The organism is Hyphomonas atlantica corrig. (assembly GCF_017795365.1).
Classification (GTDB): Bacteria; Pseudomonadota; Alphaproteobacteria; order Caulobacterales; family Hyphomonadaceae; genus Hyphomonas; species Hyphomonas atlantica.
Genome location: NZ_CP051254.1, coordinates 1,429,414 through 1,447,046, shown reverse-complemented (window position 1 = coordinate 1,447,046; position 17,633 = coordinate 1,429,414). Strand labels below are relative to the sequence as shown.

20 protein-coding genes are annotated in these 17,633 nt (G+C 60.9%); 3 read left to right on the top strand and 17 right to left on the bottom strand.

Annotation, left to right across the window (positions count from 1 at the left end; all coding sequences use genetic code 11):
* Positions 1–28: 28 nt before the first annotated feature.
* The 7 genes from HF931_RS07180 to HF931_RS07150 all read right to left on the bottom strand — a co-directional run bounded on the left by HF931_RS07180 (position 29) and on the right by HF931_RS07150 (position 8,965).
* Positions 29–3,037 (bottom strand): 2-oxoglutarate dehydrogenase E1 component, encoded by a 3,009-nt coding sequence (locus tag HF931_RS07180; RefSeq protein ID WP_273242738.1) that lies wholly within the window; start codon positions 3,035–3,037, stop codon positions 29–31.
* Positions 3,038–3,201: 164 nt separating this feature from the next.
* Positions 3,202–4,104: a succinate--CoA ligase subunit alpha gene (sucD, locus tag HF931_RS07175; protein WP_273242736.1), complete on the bottom strand. Its 903-nt coding sequence runs from the start codon at positions 4,102–4,104 to the stop codon at positions 3,202–3,204.
* 6 nt (positions 4,105–4,110) lie between these two features.
* Entirely contained in the window at positions 4,111–5,307 is a 1,197-nt protein-coding gene (sucC, locus tag HF931_RS07170; protein ID WP_035547185.1) for an ADP-forming succinate--CoA ligase subunit beta, read from the bottom strand.
* 124 nt (positions 5,308–5,431) lie between these two features.
* Positions 5,432–6,682: an MFS transporter gene (locus HF931_RS07165; protein WP_273242734.1), complete on the bottom strand. Its 1,251-nt coding sequence runs from the start codon at positions 6,680–6,682 to the stop codon at positions 5,432–5,434.
* 36 nt (positions 6,683–6,718) lie between these two features.
* A complete protein-coding gene (locus HF931_RS07160; RefSeq protein ID WP_273242732.1) occupies positions 6,719–7,891 on the bottom strand; it encodes an alkaline phosphatase D family protein in 1,173 nt (390 codons plus the stop codon).
* A 75-nt stretch (positions 7,892–7,966) separates the two neighbouring features.
* Positions 7,967–8,518, bottom strand: coding sequence for a DUF2306 domain-containing protein (locus tag HF931_RS07155; protein ID WP_273242730.1), 552 nt, complete (start codon positions 8,516–8,518; stop codon positions 7,967–7,969).
* Between the two features lie 24 nt (positions 8,519–8,542).
* Positions 8,543–8,965 carry a DUF2141 domain-containing protein gene (locus HF931_RS07150; protein WP_273242728.1) on the bottom strand — a complete coding sequence of 141 codons (423 nt, stop codon included), beginning with the start codon at positions 8,963–8,965 and terminating at the stop codon, positions 8,543–8,545.
* A 167-nt stretch (positions 8,966–9,132) separates the two neighbouring features.
* On the opposite strand from HF931_RS07150, the gene HF931_RS07145 reads away from it, so the two are divergent.
* On the top strand, positions 9,133–9,873 hold the full coding sequence (locus HF931_RS07145) for a LytTR family DNA-binding domain-containing protein (RefSeq protein WP_273242726.1): 741 nt from the start codon (positions 9,133–9,135) through the stop codon (positions 9,871–9,873).
* A 16-nt stretch (positions 9,874–9,889) separates the two neighbouring features.
* Here HF931_RS07145 and HF931_RS17100 read toward each other — a convergent pair whose 3' ends face one another.
* The 4 genes from HF931_RS17100 to HF931_RS07125 all read right to left on the bottom strand — a co-directional run bounded on the left by HF931_RS17100 (position 9,890) and on the right by HF931_RS07125 (position 11,603).
* Complete coding sequence (locus HF931_RS17100) at positions 9,890–10,054, bottom strand: HNH endonuclease (RefSeq protein ID WP_241764135.1); 165 nt, start codon at positions 10,052–10,054, stop codon at positions 9,890–9,892.
* A gap of 86 nt (positions 10,055–10,140) precedes the next feature.
* On the bottom strand, positions 10,141–11,028 hold the full coding sequence (folD, locus tag HF931_RS07135; protein WP_273011616.1) for a bifunctional methylenetetrahydrofolate dehydrogenase/methenyltetrahydrofolate cyclohydrolase FolD: 888 nt from the start codon (positions 11,026–11,028) through the stop codon (positions 10,141–10,143).
* Positions 11,009–11,305 carry a DUF167 family protein gene (locus HF931_RS07130; RefSeq protein ID WP_273011619.1) on the bottom strand — a complete coding sequence of 99 codons (297 nt, stop codon included), beginning with the start codon at positions 11,303–11,305 and terminating at the stop codon, positions 11,009–11,011. The genes folD and HF931_RS07130 overlap by 20 nt, the downstream gene beginning before the upstream one ends.
* A gap of 4 nt (positions 11,306–11,309) precedes the next feature.
* Positions 11,310–11,603: a YggT family protein gene (locus HF931_RS07125; protein WP_035547204.1), complete on the bottom strand. Its 294-nt coding sequence runs from the start codon at positions 11,601–11,603 to the stop codon at positions 11,310–11,312.
* 160 nt (positions 11,604–11,763) lie between these two features.
* Between HF931_RS07125 and HF931_RS07120 the strand changes: the two genes are divergently transcribed.
* The gene (locus HF931_RS07120) at positions 11,764–13,008 is read left to right on the top strand and encodes an MFS transporter (RefSeq protein WP_273242723.1); all 1,245 of its coding nucleotides are present in this window, start codon (positions 11,764–11,766) and stop codon (positions 13,006–13,008) included.
* Here HF931_RS07120 and HF931_RS07115 read toward each other — a convergent pair.
* The 6 genes from HF931_RS07115 to HF931_RS07090 form a co-directional block, all read right to left on the bottom strand.
* A complete protein-coding gene (locus tag HF931_RS07115) occupies positions 12,995–13,366 on the bottom strand; it encodes a VOC family protein (RefSeq protein WP_035547207.1) in 372 nt (123 codons plus the stop codon). The two genes, HF931_RS07120 and HF931_RS07115, sit on opposite strands and share 14 nt — an antisense overlap.
* A gap of 73 nt (positions 13,367–13,439) precedes the next feature.
* A complete protein-coding gene (locus HF931_RS07110; RefSeq protein ID WP_273242721.1) occupies positions 13,440–14,186 on the bottom strand; it encodes a hypothetical protein in 747 nt (248 codons plus the stop codon).
* 31 nt (positions 14,187–14,217) lie between these two features.
* Complete coding sequence (locus HF931_RS07105) at positions 14,218–14,994, bottom strand: SDR family oxidoreductase (protein WP_035547212.1); 777 nt, start codon at positions 14,992–14,994, stop codon at positions 14,218–14,220.
* A 99-nt stretch (positions 14,995–15,093) separates the two neighbouring features.
* The gene (locus HF931_RS07100; protein ID WP_272982727.1) at positions 15,094–15,387 is read right to left on the bottom strand and encodes a 4a-hydroxytetrahydrobiopterin dehydratase; all 294 of its coding nucleotides are present in this window, start codon (positions 15,385–15,387) and stop codon (positions 15,094–15,096) included.
* Between the two features lie 3 nt (positions 15,388–15,390).
* A complete protein-coding gene (locus HF931_RS07095; RefSeq protein ID WP_273242718.1) occupies positions 15,391–15,975 on the bottom strand; it encodes a hypothetical protein in 585 nt (194 codons plus the stop codon).
* A complete protein-coding gene (locus HF931_RS07090; protein WP_273242716.1) occupies positions 15,962–16,612 on the bottom strand; it encodes an HAD-IA family hydrolase in 651 nt (216 codons plus the stop codon). Before HF931_RS07090 ends, HF931_RS07095 begins: the two co-directional genes overlap by 14 nt.
* 102 nt (positions 16,613–16,714) lie before the next feature.
* On the opposite strand from HF931_RS07090, the gene HF931_RS07085 reads away from it, so the two are divergent.
* A complete protein-coding gene (locus HF931_RS07085) occupies positions 16,715–17,632 on the top strand; it encodes an SDR family NAD(P)-dependent oxidoreductase (protein ID WP_272982725.1) in 918 nt (305 codons plus the stop codon).
* The last annotated feature ends 1 nt before the right edge of the window (position 17,633 follow it).

Genomic DNA, 17,633 nt, shown 5'->3' with positions numbered 1-17,633 from the left:
GAAATCAGTCCGTTCGTAGTCATCAAATTCAGCTGGCGACGATATTGTCGTCGACGGGGTCTTTTCCAAGTGCGGTCGAAATCAGTGCGTCCTGCTCGGCCTTGTGCTTGGACAAAAGGCCGGTTGCCGTGGCCGCCGATGGCGGACGACCCGCATAGGATGGCCGTGTGTGCTGCATGCCTGCCTGATTGGCGCACCATTCCAGCTCGTCGCGGATGAAGGTCCAGCCACCCATATTGCGCGGCTCTTCCTGGCACCAGACAATCTCGGCCTGCGGGAAGCGTTTCAGCTCTTGGATCAGCGACTTGCGCGGAACCGGATAGAACTGCTCCACCCGCAGCAGGTAGACATCATCCTCACCGCTCTCTTCGCGCGCTTCGAACAGGTCGTAGTAGACCTTGCCCGAACACAGAACGACGCGGCGGACCTTGTTGTCCTTCACAAGCTTCACCTTGCCTTCGCGGCCCGGCGTTTCGGCGTCATCCCAAAGAATGCGGTGGAATGAGGATTTAGTGCTCATGTCATCCAGGCTGGACGTGGCCAGCTTGTGACGCAGAAGAGATTTCGGCGTCATGATGATCAGCGGCTTGCGGAAATCACGATGGATCTGGCGACGCAGGGCGTGGAAATAGTTCGCCGGGGTCGTCAGGTTACAGACTTGCCAATTGTCCTCAGCGCACATCTGCAGGAAGCGTTCGAGGCGCGCGGAGGAGTGCTCCGGCCCCTGACCTTCATAGCCATGCGGCAGCAGAACGACGAGACCGGACATACGCAGCCATTTACGCTCTGCAGAGGAAATGAACTGGTCGAAGAAGACCTGCGCACCATTGGAGAAGTCACCGAACTGGGCTTCCCACATGGTCAGCGTGTTCGGGTCTGCCAGAGAATATCCGTACTCGTACCCAAGCACAGCCTCTTCCGACAGAAGCGAATCGATCACCTCGTAATTGGCCTGCGTGTCGCTGATATTGTTCAGCGGCGTATAGCGGTCGCCATTGGTCTGGTCGATAATGTGGCTGTGGCGCTGAGAGAATGTCCCGCGACCGCAATCCTGACCGGAGAGGCGAACCGGGAAACCTTCGTCAAGCAGGGTTGCGAACGCCAGGTGCTCTGCCGTCGCCCAATCGAGGCCCTTCCCTTTCGAGATGGCACTGGCCCGCGCATCAATGACCCGCGCCAGCGTCCTGTGAATGTCGACGCCTTCCGGAATGGTCGTGATGGTCTGGCCAATCGTCTGCATGCGTTTCTTGGAAACGCCGGTCTTGCCGCGACGCTCGTCGTCGTCCGGCAGGCCAAGGCCCTTCCATTCGCCGTCCAGCCAATCGGCTTTCTTGGCTTCGAACGTTTTGCCCGCTTCAAACTCGCGGTCGAGATAGGCTTCGAAATCAGCGACCTGCTGCTCTATCTGTTCCGCCGTCAGAACACCTTCCTTCACAAGGCGCTCGGCGTAGATTTCGCGCGTCGAGGCATGGCCCTTGATCTTGGTGTACATGACCGGCTGGGTGAACATGGGCTCGTCGCCCTCATTGTGCCCGAAGCGACGGTAGCAGAACATGTCGATGACGACGTCCTTGCCGAATTTCTGGCGATACTCAGTGGCCACTTTGGCAGCATAGGTGACCGCTTCCGGGTCATCACCATTCACATGGAAGATCGGCGTCTGCACCATCAGCGCAACATCGGTCGGATATGGTGAGGACCGCGAATAGATCGGGCTGGTTGTGAAGCCGATCTGGTTGTTCACGATGAAGTGGATCGTACCGCCTGTGCGATAGCCTTGCAGACCGGACAGCGCGAAACACTCAGACACCACGCCCTGCCCCGCAAACGCCGCATCCCCATGCAGCAACAACGGCAGAACAGTCGACCGGTCCAGCGTGCCGCTTTCCCGGTGCAGCATTTCCTGCTTGGAGCGCGACTTGCCGAGCACCACCGGATCCACCGCTTCAAGGTGGGACGGGTTGGCGTTCATCGACAGGTGAACTTCATTGCCGTCAAATTCGCGGTCAGACGAGGCGCCGAGATGGTACTTCACGTCGCCGGAGCCGAACTCGCCGGCACCTTGCGTGTTACCGCCCTGGAATTCGTGGAAGATCTGCTCGTAGGGCTTGCCCATCACGGCTGCGAGCATGTTCAGGCGGCCACGGTGCGGCATGCCAACAACAATCTCGCGCACGCCCAGCGCACCACCGCGCTTGATGATCTGTTCCAGCGCCGGAACCGCTGCCTCACCACCGTCCAGACCGAAACGTTTCGTGCCCGGATAGCGTTTGTGCAGGAAGCGTTCGAACGTTTCCGCCTCGATCAGCTTGGCGAGGATCGCCTTCTTGCCTTGCTCGGTGAAGGCGACGCCCTTGTCCGGCCCTTCGATACGCTCCTGCAGCCAGGCTTTCTCTTCCGGATCGGAAATGTGCATGAACTCGATGCCGATGGTCGAGCAATAGGTCCGCTTCAGAATGTCGAGCATCTCGCTGACGGACGCATGGTCTAGCCCGAGATAGCCGTCGATGAAGATCTTGCGATCCATATCAGCTGGGCCAAAGCCATAGCTGGCCGGATCCAGTTCCGGCTGTTTTTCCGGAACATCCAACGACAGCGGATCAAGCTGCGCCGCCAAATGACCCCTCATCCGATAGGCGCGGATCATCATGATGGCGCGGATCGAATCCTTGACGTTCTGCGCGATTTCCTCGGCAGAGGCGGCCGGTTTGGCGGATTTCAGCTTTTTCTCGAGCTTCGGCTCGACCAGCGCCCAGTTGCCGTCAAAGGCGGCAACCTGTTCGTCACTGACCGGACGGGGCCAGTCGCCGCGCTTCCAGCTCGCACCATCCGCATTCTTCGCGGCGTCTGCCGAATCATCGTTGAGCTCCGCAAAGAAGGCGCGCCAGCTCTCGGGAACTGACGCGGGGTTCTTTGCATAGGCTGCCTGCATCTGTTCCAGCCACATGGCTGAACCACCATACAGGAATGCTGTTTCCAGCATTGCGCTGTTACCTGCGCTGCGTGAGCCGTCTACCGGGCTGCCGTCATCTGCCATTTTTCAATCCGTCCTTTGGGACCTGTCCCCTGACATTAAGGAACAAAATACTTGCCCGGTTCCTACCGGGACTGAGGTTCTCTAGGACGGCCTGTGCGGGGACAGATGCTGGCCTCGCCAGACTGGCCCGGACGGGCCGTCCTGGCTGTATGTGTGCTTTCGGGCTAGCCCTTCAACACTTCGACCATGGTCGTCCCGAGACGCGCCGGTGACGGGGAGACACGAATACCTGCCTCTTCCATCGCCGCGATCTTGCTCTCGGCATCGCCCTGACCGCCTGACACGATAGCACCGGCATGGCCCATTGTGCGCCCTTTCGGTGCAGTCCGCCCGGCAATAAAGCCAACCATCGACTTTTTCCGGCCTTTCTTGGCCTCATCGATCAGGAATTGCGCAGCTTCTTCTTCCGCTGTGCCGCCGATCTCGCCGATCATGATGATCGACTGGGTCTCGTCGTCGGACAGGAACATGTCCAGCACGTCGATGAATTCGGTGCCCTTGACCGGGTCGCCGCCGATACCAACCGCGGAGGTCTGGCCAAGGCCCGCCTGAGAGGTCTGGTACACGGCTTCATAGGTCAGCGTTCCGGAGCGTGAAACAACGCCGACTGAGCCCTTCTGGAAGATCTTGCCCGGCATGATGCCGATCTTGCACTGTTCCGGCGTCAGCAGGCCGGGGCAGTTCGGCCCGATCAGGCGGGAGCTGGACTTGTCCAGTTTTGCCTTCACGCGAACCATATCGAGAACCGGCACGCCTTCGGTGATGCAGACGATCAGCGGAATTTCCGCGTCGATGGCTTCTTCAATGGCCGCAGCAGCGCCGGCTGGCGGCACATAGATAACAGAGGCTGTTGCGCCTGTGGCTTCCTTGGCTTCGCCCGCATTCGCGAAAATCGGCAGCTCTGCGCCATTGTCGGCAGCCCATTTCTGGCCAGCCTTCTTCGGGTGGGTACCGGCCACCATCTGGGTGCCGAAATATTCCAGCGCCTGGTTGGTGTGGAAAGAGCCCGTATTGCCGGTCAGGCCCTGGACGATGACTTTGGTATTCTTGTCGATGAGAATGGACATGTTTCCTTAGGCCTCTTTAACAGCGGCAACAATTTTCTGGGCGGCGTCGTCGAGGTCATCGGCAGGGATGACGTTCAGGCCGGAATTCTTGATGATTTCCTTGCCCATCTCGACGTTCGTACCTTCAAGGCGAACGACCAGCGGCACAGCGAGGTTGGTTTCCTTCACCGCGGCGATCACGCCCTCTGCGATGACGTCACATTTCATGATGCCGCCGAAGATGTTCACGAGGATGCCCTTCACGTTCGGGTCCTTCATGATGATCTTGAAGGCCGCAGCAACTTTCTCGGCATTGGCGCCGCCGCCGACGTCACAGAAGTTTGCAGGCTCTTCACCGTACAGCTTGATGATGTCCATCGTCGCCATGGCGAGGCCAGCGCCGTTGACCATGCAACCGATCGTGCCGTCGAGCGCGATGTATGCGAGATCCCACTCGGAAGCTTCGATCTCTTTCTCGTCTTCCTCGGTCGTGTCGCGCAGTTCAACGATGTCCGGGTGGCGGAACAGTGCGTTGCCGTCAAAGCTGACCTTGGCGTCGAGAACGCGAAGGTGGCCATTTTCCATCACGATCAGCGGATTGATCTCCAGCATGGCCATGTCCTTCTCGGTGAAGGCCTTGTAGAGGATCGGGAACAGTTTCATGCCGTCTTCGCGGGCTGCGCCGTCCAGCTTCAGCGCGTCGCACAGCTGCGCCGCATCCGCATCGGTCACGCCCGTGGTCGGGTCGATCGGAAGCGTCAGGATTTTCTCTGGCGTTTCGTGCGCAACTTCCTCGATGTCCATGCCGCCTTCAGTAGAGGCAACAAAGGCCGGACGGCCCGTGGCGCGATCAACGAGAAGGGACAGGTAGAGTTCGCGGTCAATATCGGCGCCGTCTTCGATGTAGAGGCGGTTGACCTGCTTGCCTTCAGCGCTGGTCTGCGCGGTGACAAGGTGATGGCCGAGCATCGCCTTGGCGTGCTCCAGAACTTCCTCTTTCGAGAAGGCGAGGCGAACACCGCCCTTTTCGCCAGCAGCGTCTTCGATGAACTTGCCCTTGCCGCGACCACCTGCGTGGATTTGGGACTTCACAACCCAGAGCGGCCCCGGCAGCGTATCAACCGCCTTCTGCACGTCATCAAGAGAAAGAACGGGTACGCCTTCTGCCACTGGAGCGCCGAAAGATTTCAGCACGGCCTTGGCCTGGTATTCGTGTATGTTCATGGAAACTTGCCTTGTCTGCCCTGGCTTGCGGTAAGGGGCCAGCCTCTGCCAGCCCGTTTAATTCGTCCGGGCTATATAACAGGCTTGGCAGGCCCGTAAACCAGCTGAGTACTCAAGTCTGGACTCAGGCTTCTGGCTCGCGCTCCGCATTCCGGGGGTCGAGCTCCACGCTGGCCAGAGGTGTCGGCAGGATGGGGCTCCAGTCTTCCTGTTCGTGCTCCTCCGGCGCGGCCCGTGCGGAAACGCGCCAGACCATGACAAACGCCAGCAGGATCAGCAGCAGTCCGGACCATCCAAAGAGGCCCGTCGCGCCTGCAGTTCGCATGGCAACACCAGACAAAAGCGGCCCCATGATGGATCCGCCGGCCCAGACGAACAGCAGGCTGGACATGACTTGCGGGATCTTGTGCTTCGGGGTTCGGTCGATCGCATGCGCGACGCACAAGCCGTAGAAGGTCATGGCGCCGCCGCCCCAAACGACCAGCACCATCATCACGCCGGGCTCTCCAAAGCTGCGGCCGAATATCGCGATCACCATTGCAGCAAGGCCCGAAATTCCACACAGGAGCGCGATTACAAGACGCCGTTCGATTCGGTCCGACAGCCGCCCAGCGGGCCATTGCACGACCAAGCCGCCGAACCAGACCGCTGCCAGGGCGATCGCGGCTGCCGCCGTCCCTCCCCCACCAATAGCGAAGCCTTCGAAATAGATCGGCAACAGGGCCAGCGTTCCCGTGTTCACTACGCCGGCCAGCGCCACACCGATCACAGCAGCGGGCGCAAGGCGATAGAGCCGCCCAAGCGGCATGGCCGTGCGGTCTCGCGTTTCGGGCTGCACCTGGCGCGTCAGGCATACGGGGACCAACGCCAGCGTCAGGAACAGCGCTGCCCAGCTATAGGCGCGGCTGTCCAGAGGCGAGAGCCCGGCCACGAAGAACGGGCCGATCATGAGAGAGAGCTTTGCGCCCGTATGGTAGATGCCCATCACATTTCCGCGCGACTTCTCCGGCACGGTCTGGCCCAGCCAGCTTTCGACGCTGGTAAACATGTAGGCAAACCCGACGCCCTGTACGATGCGTACGATGGCCCAGAAGCCCGGTTCGTACCAAAGCGACAGCGCGATCGACCCTGCAGACGTCACCGCGGCGGCCGCCGCAAACAGGCGGATGTTTCCGAATGAGGCGAGCGCCGCCGGCGAGGTCCACGCCCCCAGCATGAAGCCCGCCGCATAAAGCCCGGCAATGGCACCGATATATTGCGGCGCCGTGCCGAGCGCCTCCAGCCCGAGCGGGGTGAGCATGCTCATGAGCCCGCCAGCAATCTGCAGGATCATCACCGCAAGGATGAGCGTAAAGACACTGCGGGTTTCGGACATGTTACAAGGCGGCCTTTCTGATGCCGCGTGGCATAGCTACCGGAATTTGGCCTTTGTTTGGCGAACCGTCTCGCCAGCCGCATTTTTTATTTCCAGCTCGACTTCGCCCTGCTCCCAGTCGATTCCGATCGCGCCATAATTGTCAGGCGGAAACCCTTCGCCGATCTGCGCCGGGTCCATCTCGTCAGTCGTTTCGGCAAACGAGACGTTCATCGAAGATGCGGTCAGTTCATAGGCCGGATAAGGCAAGGCCGTCTCGCTGCGATACAGGAAAGATGTGTGCCGGTCGCCGGACACAAACACGACGCCATTGGCCTCTGTCTCACCAATCAGATCGTACAGGCGCTGCTGCTCAATCGGCAGGCGAGACCACGCTTCCCAGCCATGCGCCTCGGTGGGCAGCACCTGGATCGAGGACACGATCAGGCGCAGATCAGCCGGCTTCTGAAGCTGGTTTTCCAGCCAGGTCCACTGGTCATTGCCCAGCATGTCCTGTTTGGGGTCAGTGGATGGCAGGTAACGCTCCTTGCCTTTGGCGCCATAGGCATCTGTTGGCGTCAACGCCGAGCGAAAGAAACGCGTATCCAGCATGATGATTTGCGTGCGCTGACCCTCCTGCCCGAAACTGCGCGCGTAATAGGTGCCCGGCCATGCGCCGACATCCTTGTTCTCAAGTCCCCAGAAGCGTTCATGAATGCGCTCTGCGAGACGGCGGAACGGGAACTCCCGCCCGGCATCGTTTGCGCCATAATCATGATCGTCCCATGCCACCATCATCGGGTGGGAGGCGCGTACCGCCTGGAAATCTTCCCGCGCGGCCAGTTCGGCAAAGCTCTCGCGCAGCTCGTCCAGATCGGCCTGATTGTTGGCATAGGCCATGCCATCCTTGTCGCCATACACATTGTCGCCGATCATCAGGAACAGGTCGGCTTCTTCCGAGGCGATCTGTTCAAGCGTGGCGGTCAGCCCGGCTTCTTCCTCATCGTGGCAGGAGCCAACAAGAATTCGCGACAAGGCCGTGTCCTGTGCTGGAAGGGGCAATCCCTGCGGCGCGCGTGGATAGAACTCATCCGGCAGGGTTCGGTAATAAGCCTCCAGTGCATCTTCCGCACTGTCCGGCGCGCGCGTAATGCCGGGTATCGTGATCGGCCCCGGCGCCTGACATGCGGCGAGACCTGCAACAAGTACAGCACTGACAATACGTTTCATGAAAACCCCTCCAACGCACCTCTACCTGTTTCTTGTGTAGCGGGCTTTGGAGGGGGCTGTAAGGGGTTATCCGGCTCAGGCAGCGAAGAATATGGACCACATCATCCGGCCCGGCAGGAAGGTGAACAGGCCGGCCACCAACATGCCGCCGGTAAACATGCCCGTCATATGCTTGCGGTGGCGGGCGATGTCTTTCCGGCGCGCCCCCGCGATGCCCATCGGCAGGCCGATCAATGCCCAGGCTGACAGACCGTGGATCCAGCTGAATTGGTTCCCGTTCAGGCCTGTCAGGAAGAAAGAGCTGATCGCCGTGACCGCCATGGCCACCACCCATGTGTAACCGAGGCGCTTGTGCAGCCCCCTGCCCTTCACGCCCATCAGCAGGGCCGTCCCGATGCCAAAGGCTGCGAGCGCCCCGCCAACATGAAGCTTCAGCACAAGAGAAGCCTCGACCAGCCGCGTCGCATCGAAGCGGAAACGGATCGGTGGATTGTCCGCACCGTTCAGGATCATCCAGCTGACAAGCGCATAGATCCCGAGCGCGACCAATATGATCGTGCGGTTGCTGATCCGCCCCGGCGAAAGACGGATCAGTTCGGAAGGCAGGGCTATGGAAGGGCTTTTCATGGCGTGTCGCTCCTCTCGTCCGGCCTAGCGCAGCGTGATGGTCTGGATCGCGCCATCCGCCGTCACGTCGAAGGCAGCGCCATCAAAGCTGGGCGGTCCGAAGCTGACCGGCGCGTCATTGGAAAAGCCATAGGGCTCGACCGGAATGCCATACTCGCCGAGCGCCAGTTCGCCATCGCCATCCACATCGTGGAACAGTTTCACGCCATAGCGGCCCGGCTCCAGATCACCGAACACAATCGTCGGGGCGGCATCTTCAACGGCCTGCTTCGCTCCCTGGTACGCCTCATGGTCGGCCCAGCCGTCTTCCGTGAACAGGGCGACAAACATCGTGCCCGTCGGGGCCGTGACGCCTTCGACCTTCACGGTCAGCTCGGCAGCCGAGGCGCTCGCCGGAAGCAGGGCAGCAACAGAAAGCAATGCGACAAGGGTGTGGTTGAGTTTCATTTCATCTCTCCTTAGGGTCTGGGGCGTCTCGCCCCGTTGCGGGTGATGAAAACAGGATGGAAAGCCCGGCCGGGGCACGCCACGCAGATTACGCGGACGGACTGGAATCCTTCGCCAAATAACGGCACATCCTTTCACGAAGCGCGAAATGCACGGGGTCATACGGGATGGCATCAGCCCTCAAGGACATCACACGAACACTTGGCATCGTCACCCTGCTCGCCGCCGGGTTCACATGGTTCGGCGTCTATGGCACCGGCGGCCCGGTCTGGCTGAGATTTGCCATGTGGTTCGTCACCATGATGGTTGGCGCGATCTCGTCTCTCTGGATTGTGCCGTTCGTGTTCCACAGGCACCTGAAAACCGCCCATCCAGCCATCCGCATCCTGGCCGCGTCCATTCTGCTGGCCGTTCCGGTGACCCTGACGCTTGAAGTGTTTCTCTTGCTGATCGGCGCTAACGCGGCCCTGCCCTACCTGCCGATTCAGTTTGCCTATGTCTGGGCAGTTTGCCTTGTCATGACGATCGGTGGCTTTCTCATGGATCGCGCCCGCCGTCTGGCAGAGCTGGAAGACGCCGAGCCGGAAGACCGCGTTGCCGGCTTTCTCCAGCGCCTGCCGGTCAAATATCGCGGCGCTGATCTCTGGGCGATCTCTTCAGAAGATCACTATCTTCGCGTCCATACGGACCGGGGCGAAGAGATGATCCTGATGCGCCTGGCCGACGCGATCCGCGAACTCGGCGAAGACAATGGGCTACAGACGCACCGCTCCTGGTGGGTGTCGCATCAGGGCGTCAGCGATGCGCGCCGCGCCAATGGCAAGCTGGTCCTTGTCCTGAAATCGGGCCGCGAAGTTCCCGTGTCGCGCACCTATCAGCCAGACGTCCGCGCCGCCGGGCTCGCTTAGCTCTGGTTGCGGTAGCCTAAAGCGGCGCGGTACCACGTCTTTTGTTACAGCTCGCATGCGCAAGCTGGAGATTGTCGATCTCGTCCGACCCATGATGTGCGCGCGGAATGACGTGATCGAACGTCGGTCGCCACTTCTTCCACAACGTCGAATGATCCAGTTCTGCCCGGCTGCGCGGCATGGGCTTGCCGCACAAGGCGCACAGTCCATTCTGCCTCTCCCACAAGCGCCGGAATTGCGGCGTATCCGGAGGGGAGAAGGACTGGCTCACAGCCCTGCTGGAACGTCCCAGCCGCGGCGCGCGCAGGCGGCAAGCACCGTATTGCGCAGCAGGCAGGCAATCGTCATCGGCCCGACTCCGCCCGGCACTGGCGTAATGTATCCCGCAACTTCCGCACTGCCGGCATAATCGGCATCGCCGACCAGTTTGGTCTTGCCTTCGCCCTTCTCTGGGGCATCGACGCGGTTGATACCCACATCGATAATGGTGGCGCCGGGCTTGACCCAATCGGCCTTCACCATTTCCGGACGGCCCACAGCGGGCACCAGAATGTCCGCCTCACGGCACATCGCCGGCAGATCCTTCGTGCGGCTGTGCGCAATGGTGACCGTGCAATTCTCTGCCAGGAACAATAGCGCCGCAGGCTTGCCTACCAGGATCGAGCGACCAATCACGACAACATGCTTGCCGGACAGATCCTCACCCAGCGCGCGCTTGGCCAAGATCACACACCCCGTCGGCGTACACGGGCGCAGGCCCGGCTTGCCCAGAACGAGCCGCCCGGCTGACACTTCTGTCAGGCCATCCACATCCTTGTCCGGCGCAATCTTTTCAATCGCGGCATCGGCGTCGAGCCCCTTCGGCAAGGGCAACTGCAGCAGGATACCATCGACGGTGTCATCTGCATTCAGCTCAGCGATCAGGTTTTCGACATCAGACTGGCTGGCCGTGTCCGGCAGGCGGTGATGCACCGACACCATGCCCGCCTCTTCCGTCTGGCGAATCTTGTTGCGCACATAGACTTGGCTGGCCGGGTCCTCGCCCACCAGCACAACTGCCAGCGAAGGCTGGCCCGGCAACTGGCTCACTGCCTGTGCCACACTCGCGCGGACATCCGCCGCAACCGCTTTACCGTCAATTTTCTGCGCGCTCATTGCCCTGATCCCCGGCCAGTTTCGCCGCCAGTTCCGGCGGCCCATCAATGTCGAGGCCTTTTAGCCGGTTCTTCGCGCCCGTCACCACCCTGACCGCAGACTTTGGCAGGCCGAGCCATTTCGCGACCAGTTTCTCAACCGCCGCATTGGCCTTGCCGCCTTCCGGCACGGCGCGCACACGCACTTTCAGATAGGACCGCCCCGCAGCGTCCGTCTCCCAATTCTCCACCCGGTCCGCCGATGCATTCGGCTGCACGCGAACCGTCAGGCGATGCATCAAGTCAGAACGGCACCACGCCATAGCCATAGCGGGCGATGACGCGTTCGAGGAAGAAGATGATGAGCAACACGACCATCGGCGTCAGGTCCAGTCCGCCCATCGGCGGCAAGATGTTGCGGATCGGGCGGTAGACTGGCTCGGTGATGTTCTGAAGTCCGACCCAGATGCTGCGCACGGTTGGGTTCTGAATGCTCAGCACATTGAAACTGACGAGCCAGGACATCACCGCCTGAATGACGATGATGAACGTGGCGATCCGCAGGATGATCATAACAAGGTCAAGAATGGCGGCCATGAGGCGACGCTCCGATAATTTCAGTTGTTGCCATCACTTAGGGTGATGCCCCTACTGTGCGCAAGGTGCTGTGTCTGGCTTTGCCAGTCAAAGCCGTTTTCCGTTTGGCAAGGCGGGCAAACACAAATAGATATATCAATTGCCAGGGGAGCCCGCCTAGATGACGCAATCGGAAACGCCGCTGTTACCTCTCAGCGGATTGCAAAAGGCGATGATCGGCATTGCCATGATCGCCATGGGCGCCGGCATGAGCATCAATTTTGTTGTCGTCGCCCCGCTCGCGCGCAAGGCAGGCCTGACGGAAATCGAAGTGGCCGGCATTCTCACCCTGTCGGCCGCCATTTACGCCCTGATGATCCCGACCTGGGGGCGCTGGGCGGACCGGTTTGGCCGCAAACGCGTGATGATTTTCTCATTGGCGGCAATGGGCATGACAAACATGTTGTTTGTCTTTGCGTTGAACGCCGCCCTGGCGGGAATCATCACCGGCCTGACAGCTTTCCTGACCCTCGTCTTTGTGCGCCTCTGGTTCGGGCTGCTGTCTCCCGGCCTGCAGCCTGCCGCGATGGCTGCCATGACAGATGCAACCACGTCGATTGATCGCGCAGGCGGGCTAGGCATGCTGGGCGCCTGCATCAGCATCGGCTCCATTCTCGGACCAGCTGGCGCCACGGCGCTCGCGCCGTTTGGGGCCCTCATGCCGATCTGGGGAACAATTGCGCTGAACCTCGCGGTGGCCGCCATGCTGGCGGTGGCCCTGCCGCCAACTCGCAAGCGGCCCAAATCCGCCAAACGCCCGACACCGCTTGCGATGCGAGACCCACGCGTCTTCCCGCACCTCGTCTTCCTGTTCAGCTATTTCGTCGCCATCGGCATCGTGCAGCAGACCCTCAGCTGGTTCATTGAGGACCGCTATAAATTCGTGGACACCGCAACCCGCAGCGCTGACGAAGCCATCGTCCTGCATACCGGGATTGCCTTTGCCTGTTTCGCGGCAGGTATGATCACGGTCCAGTTCGGCTATGTTCAGCCGCGCAAGCCCGACCCGCGCAAGATCCTGCCCATCGGATTGGCCATTGTGGCGCTCGGCTATGTCTGCGCGGACCTGGTGTTTCCATTCTGGGCCGTTGCGGCCAGCTTCCTGGCAGTTGGTGGCGGCGCAGCACTGGCAGTGCCTGCCGCCAACGCCTTGGGCAGCCTGTCGGTCACGCGCGAAGAACAGGGCTCTGCCGCTGCACTCCTGGCCGCGGCGCCGCCAGCGGGGTTCATCTTCGGCCCCCTAATCGGGGCAATACTGTACTCATTCATGCCGGAACTCCCGCTATACGTGTCAGCGGCGCTGATCGGGTCATTGGCCGTCTACGCTCTGATGGTGACGTCGAAACGTCCCGTCACACCATCGTGAAGGCATTCAGCTTGTTGCCATCCGGATCCCGGAAATAGGCCGCATAGAAACCATCATCCCCGCGCGGGCCGGGCGCACCTTCATCCACACCGCCATTGGCGAGCGCGATCTCGTAAAGCCTGCGAACCTGGTCTGCATCTTTCGCCTGCAGGGCCACCATCGAGCCATTGCCAATCGTGGCGGGCTGGCCATCAAACGGCAATGTTGCCGCCACGCCCGGTGCGCCGCCCTGCTCGCCCCAGGCGATAAACGTATCGAATTCCATCATCCGCCCCACGCCCAGCTCAGCTGCAATCGGGTCGTAGAATTTCGCGGCGCGTGTGAGGTCCGCGACCCCAAGAGTTACATAACCAATCATCTGCCTCTCCCATCTCAAGAACAGGAATAGAACATAGAGTGAACTTTTGGGAACGGCAATGGTGTTTCCGTGTTTACCTCAAGAATTTTCCGCGACAGGCGGACTCGGCATTGCGCGGCGTGCCGAAGGAGACCCCGTCAAATGACAATTCATCGCCAGATACCTGCGCCGCCCCCTCCAGCACGACATCCTCCGGCGTCTGGTTTCCAGATTCGATCTCGAAGGAAACCGCGCCCGTGTCGGCATCATAGGTGTAGCTGCCCCAGTAATCTTTGTAGGCCTCAAAGGGCGTCCAGGTGACGGAGAAGTCTCCGCTACCGGTAAAGACCAGTTCCTGCACCGCGCTGCCCGGTGCGCAGGAACCGCCGTCCTGTCGCCACCGCCCGACAAGGGGATTGTCCGCCGCGCGGTACACATCAACCAGGCCAATCAGGCCATGCCCGTTATATGTCGCGGTCAGATGTATCCGCGTGCCCGCCTCAGCGCCTTCCGCGATTTCAGCGAGCGCCAAGCCGTTATCCGTCCGCGTGAGGATGACCGCGCCGTCTGGATGGGCGCTGACGTCATCCACACAACCCGCTGGCAAGGGATTGAAGCCGCCCGGCATATCCGTCCAGTAAGGTGACAGGCCAATTTTCTGGCCCGGCTCGGCAGACACCGGCGACATCCAGAAGAAATAGGCTGCCTCGCCCGCATCCGGACAGGCCTCCCCGCTCAGTGTGGCCTTTGCCGGATCCGGCTCTGCAATCGCGACGCCGTCGTCACTCTGACACCCGGCCAAGGCAACCATCACGCCCGCGCACAACAATTTCAGCTTCATCCGGAATTACCCCTCATTTCCGGAGACCAGCCTACATTGCCGAAATGCCGCCATCCACCTTCAATTCAATCCCTGTGACGAGTTTCGACTCGTCTGACGCGAGATAGAGCACGGCATAGGCGATATCGTCCGGCTCCCCCACCTTGCCGAGCGGGATCTGGCGACCGAGCTTGGCGAGGGCTTCTTCCTCACCGAACATCTCCTTGGTGCGGTCCAGGATCGGCGTGTTGATGAAGACCGGATGCACGGAATTACACCGGATCTGGCCGCCGGTCGACTTGGCGCAATGCAGCGCGATGGATTTGGAGATGTGGCGCACCGCCGCCTTCGCCGTGTTGTAGGAAACATAGTTCCCGCTGGCGATGATTCCGGCAATCGACGAGATATTGATGATCGAGCCGAGGCCGTGATCGCGCATCATCGGGATTGCGTATTTGCAGCCGAGAAAGATCGAATCCACGTCCACGGTCTGGACGTGTTTGAAGGTCTCATAGTCCTCATCCTCGACCGAGCCGAGCGAACCGATACCGGCATTGTTGACCAGCACGTTGAGGCCGCCCATCGCGTCATAGGCGCCTTTCAGGACTTCCTGCCAGCGGTCGCCATCGGTGACGTCATGCTGGTAGGCGAAGGCCGTGCCGGCGCCGTGTTCTTCATTGATGGAGGCCGCGACGGCTTCGGCGCCGGCGCCATTGATATCGGTCACGGTGACCTTGGCGCCTTCGCGCGCGAACATGCGGGCCGTGGCCTCGCCAAGCCCCTGCGCGCCGCCCGTGATGAATGCTTTCTTTCCGTCTACCCGGCCCATGCTGATCTCCTCCGCAGTGTCTGATTTGGCATATCCGTATCAGCGCACTCGAAACCGGACCAGCTTGACCTTGCGGGAAGCGATCATCCCGCCATTCGGTCAGACAAGTTTCGCGACCAGTTCATCCATGAATCGGGCCAGTTCGACGTCCTTTTCAGACACACCGTCCACATCATGCGTCGTCAGCGTGACCTCGACCTTGTTGTAGACGTTGAACCATTCGGGATGGTGGTCCATCTGCTCGGCCTTCAGCGCCACGGCGGACATGAAGCCCCACGCCGTCTTGAAGTCGCCCAGCTTGTAGGTTTTCTGGATCGTGTCGCGGTCTTCGTCGCCCTTGGTCCATCCACTCAGTTTCGCGAGCGCGGCCTCTGCGCCAATCTTGCCTGACATGTCCTAGTCCTCCTCGGTTTCGCCCATGACGAAATAGACCCAGCGCCCATTGCCGGCGATCGCCGTGCGCATGCCGGGATAGCCTTCGCCCTGGCGTATCCGTTCAATCCCCTCTTCGCCGATCAGTTCCATCAGCCGGCGGCGATCCTGGAAGGACAGCTTTTCCGGAATCAGGTCGCTGGCATCCCGCGCGGCAAGATCCGGCCAGACGAACCAGACCTCGCCATCAATCTCGCGCATGCCGGGCGGCAGGTCGAACAGCTCTCTCAGGCTGCGATTTGGATCGGCCCCGATGCGGCGCATCAGATCCCAGTATTGGCGGTGCGGGGTGCCTCCCAGATTGGAGACGAACCCGTCATTTGCGTTCGCCACTCGCGACAGACGCGACAGTGACCCGGCCCTGGCGTGCGACAGCAATTCATCGCGCGTCTTTTCGGCTTCTTCTGTCAACACGACAGGTTTCGGCGCCTGCGGGGCCTGGGTCAGCGACTGGTCCGGTACTGGCGGGCGCTCAGGTTCGGCCGCAGGTGAGCAGGCGACAAGCATGGCCGCCCCCACCGCCGCAAGAAGCGCGCTAGGCCAGTTCATATCCCGTAACGGCCTGAAGGTCTGACAGCAATTGGTCTTCATTGAGCACCTTGATCGTTGTCATGCCCATGTCGCGGGCGGGTTTCAGATTATGCCCCAGATCATCAAGATAGATACAATCCGCCGGGTCAACATCCAAGGCCTCGCACATCAGGGAATAGATGCGCGGGTCCGGCTTGCGGATGCCAAGCTTGGAACTTTCGATCACATGATCGAACATGTCGAACACTTTGGAAACTTCGCGGGCCTTGGCCTCGTCATTGGTCATCGAGGCCCCCTTCCCGACGGGTGCATTGTTGGTAATGCAGCCAACCTTGCCTTTCGTCTTGCAAACGGTCAGCGCATTGACGACACGCGGGCGCAGCGAGCCAGACAGCAGGGCCAGCACTTCGCCGCCGGGCACTTCATGCCCCATCGCCTTTGATTCCTGGCGGAACATGCCGTCGAATTCCTCGGCGCTGACCAGGCTCTGCTCCAGCTTGGCCCAGGCATTGTCCAGCGGGTTGGTCGCGTTGACGGTGCGGATGAAATCCTTTGGCAGGCCACGCTCGGCCTCGTAGCGGGTAAAGGCATCGAAGGGAGAGGTCGTGAACACGCCCCCGAAATCCCAGATCACGGCTTTGAATGTCTTTGTCATGCCAGCACCTGTAACCGCCCCGGCGACGATTTCAAACCTTGAACATTGCGGGCCGGGTTCTAGGGTGGCGGCGATTGCAACACATAAAGGGAGTTTCGTCTGATGGGCGTACTGGAAGGCAAAGTGGTCCTGGTGACCGGAGGCGGCAACGGGATCGGCAAGGAGACCGCCCTGCTGGCGGCGCGCGAAGGCGCAAAAGTGGTCGTGAACGATCTGGGCGGCAGCCTGACCGGCGCCGATGAAGGCAGTGCCGGCCCGGCTGAAACCGTGGCACAGGAAATCCGCGCAGCCGGTGGTGAGGCCGTCTCAAACTCCGACAGTGTCACCGACATGAAAGCCGTGGAAGGCATGATCGAACAAGCCAAGGACGAGTTCGGCGATCTGCATTCCATCATCAACCCGGCCGGTATCCTGCGGGACGGCATGTTCCACAAGATGAGTGAAGATGACTGGGACAGCGTGATCGACGTGCACCTGCGCGGTACATTCAACGTCACCCGCGCGGCCATCGAAATGTTTCGCGAACGCGAGGATGGCAACTTTGTCCTGTTCACCTCCACATCCGGCCTGATCGGCAATATCGGCCAGGCAAACTATGCCGCCGCCAAGATGGGCATTGTCGGCCTGTCGCGCATCATCGCGATGGAAGGCGCACGCAAGAATGTCCGCTCCAACGTCATCGCACCCTTCGCATGGACCCGCATGATTGCCTCCATCCCGGTCAAGGATGAAGCAGGCGCAGAGCGCGTCGAGCGCATGAAGAATGGCATGCGCGCTGACCAGGTTGCCCAGCTGGCCGTGGCCCTGTGCGCCGACAAGGCCAAGGACACATCCGGCCAGATCTTTGCCGTGCGCGGCAATGAGGTCGTGCTGTTCGACCAGCCCCGTCCGGTCAAGTCTCTGGCCCGTCTGGAAGGCTGGACACCGGAAAGCCTGCTCGACCAGGCCCTGCCAGCCATGAAGGCCAACTTCTTCGACATGGGCGCGTCTGCCAGCGTCTTCCCATACGATCCGGTCTAGG

Bases quoted from the DNA above. Each gene is read 5' to 3' on its own strand.
- HF931_RS07085 (WP_272982725.1), top strand. From the start codon at position 16,715: ATGGGCGTACTGGAAGGCAAAGTGGTCCTGGTGACCGGAGGCGGCAAC.
- HF931_RS07095 (WP_273242718.1), bottom strand. From the start codon at position 15,975: ATGAACTGGCCTAGCGCGCTTCTTGCGGCGGTGGGGGCGGCCATGCTT.
- HF931_RS07110 (WP_273242721.1), bottom strand. From the start codon at position 14,186: ATGAAGCTGAAATTGTTGTGCGCGGGCGTGATGGTTGCCTTGGCCGGG.
- sucC (WP_035547185.1), bottom strand. From the start codon at position 5,307: ATGAACATACACGAATACCAGGCCAAGGCCGTGCTGAAATCTTTCGGC.
- HF931_RS07155 (WP_273242730.1), bottom strand. From the start codon at position 8,518: ATGAAAAGCCCTTCCATAGCCCTGCCTTCCGAACTGATCCGTCTTTCG.
- HF931_RS07100 (WP_272982727.1), bottom strand. From the start codon at position 15,387: ATGTCAGGCAAGATTGGCGCAGAGGCCGCGCTCGCGAAACTGAGTGGA.
- HF931_RS07130 (WP_273011619.1), bottom strand. From the start codon at position 11,305: ATGCATCGCCTGACGGTTCGCGTGCAGCCGAATGCATCGGCGGACCGG.
- folD (WP_273011616.1), bottom strand. From the start codon at position 11,028: ATGAGCGCGCAGAAAATTGACGGTAAAGCGGTTGCGGCGGATGTCCGC.
- HF931_RS17100 (WP_241764135.1), bottom strand. From the start codon at position 10,054: ATGCCGCGCAGCCGGGCAGAACTGGATCATTCGACGTTGTGGAAGAAG.
- HF931_RS07090 (WP_273242716.1), bottom strand. From the start codon at position 16,612: ATGACAAAGACATTCAAAGCCGTGATCTGGGATTTCGGGGGCGTGTTC.
- HF931_RS07165 (WP_273242734.1), bottom strand. From the start codon at position 6,682: ATGTCCGAAACCCGCAGTGTCTTTACGCTCATCCTTGCGGTGATGATC.
- sucD (WP_273242736.1), bottom strand. From the start codon at position 4,104: ATGTCCATTCTCATCGACAAGAATACCAAAGTCATCGTCCAGGGCCTG.
- HF931_RS07105 (WP_035547212.1), bottom strand. From the start codon at position 14,994: ATGGGCCGGGTAGACGGAAAGAAAGCATTCATCACGGGCGGCGCGCAG.
- HF931_RS07180 (WP_273242738.1), bottom strand. From the start codon at position 3,037: ATGGCAGATGACGGCAGCCCGGTAGACGGCTCACGCAGCGCAGGTAAC.
- HF931_RS07115 (WP_035547207.1), bottom strand. From the start codon at position 13,366: ATGATTGGTTATGTAACTCTTGGGGTCGCGGACCTCACACGCGCCGCG.
- HF931_RS07120 (WP_273242723.1), top strand. From the start codon at position 11,764: ATGACGCAATCGGAAACGCCGCTGTTACCTCTCAGCGGATTGCAAAAG.
- HF931_RS07150 (WP_273242728.1), bottom strand. From the start codon at position 8,965: ATGAAACTCAACCACACCCTTGTCGCATTGCTTTCTGTTGCTGCCCTG.
- HF931_RS07160 (WP_273242732.1), bottom strand. From the start codon at position 7,891: ATGAAACGTATTGTCAGTGCTGTACTTGTTGCAGGTCTCGCCGCATGT.
- HF931_RS07145 (WP_273242726.1), top strand. From the start codon at position 9,133: ATGGCATCAGCCCTCAAGGACATCACACGAACACTTGGCATCGTCACC.
- HF931_RS07125 (WP_035547204.1), bottom strand. From the start codon at position 11,603: ATGGCCGCCATTCTTGACCTTGTTATGATCATCCTGCGGATCGCCACG.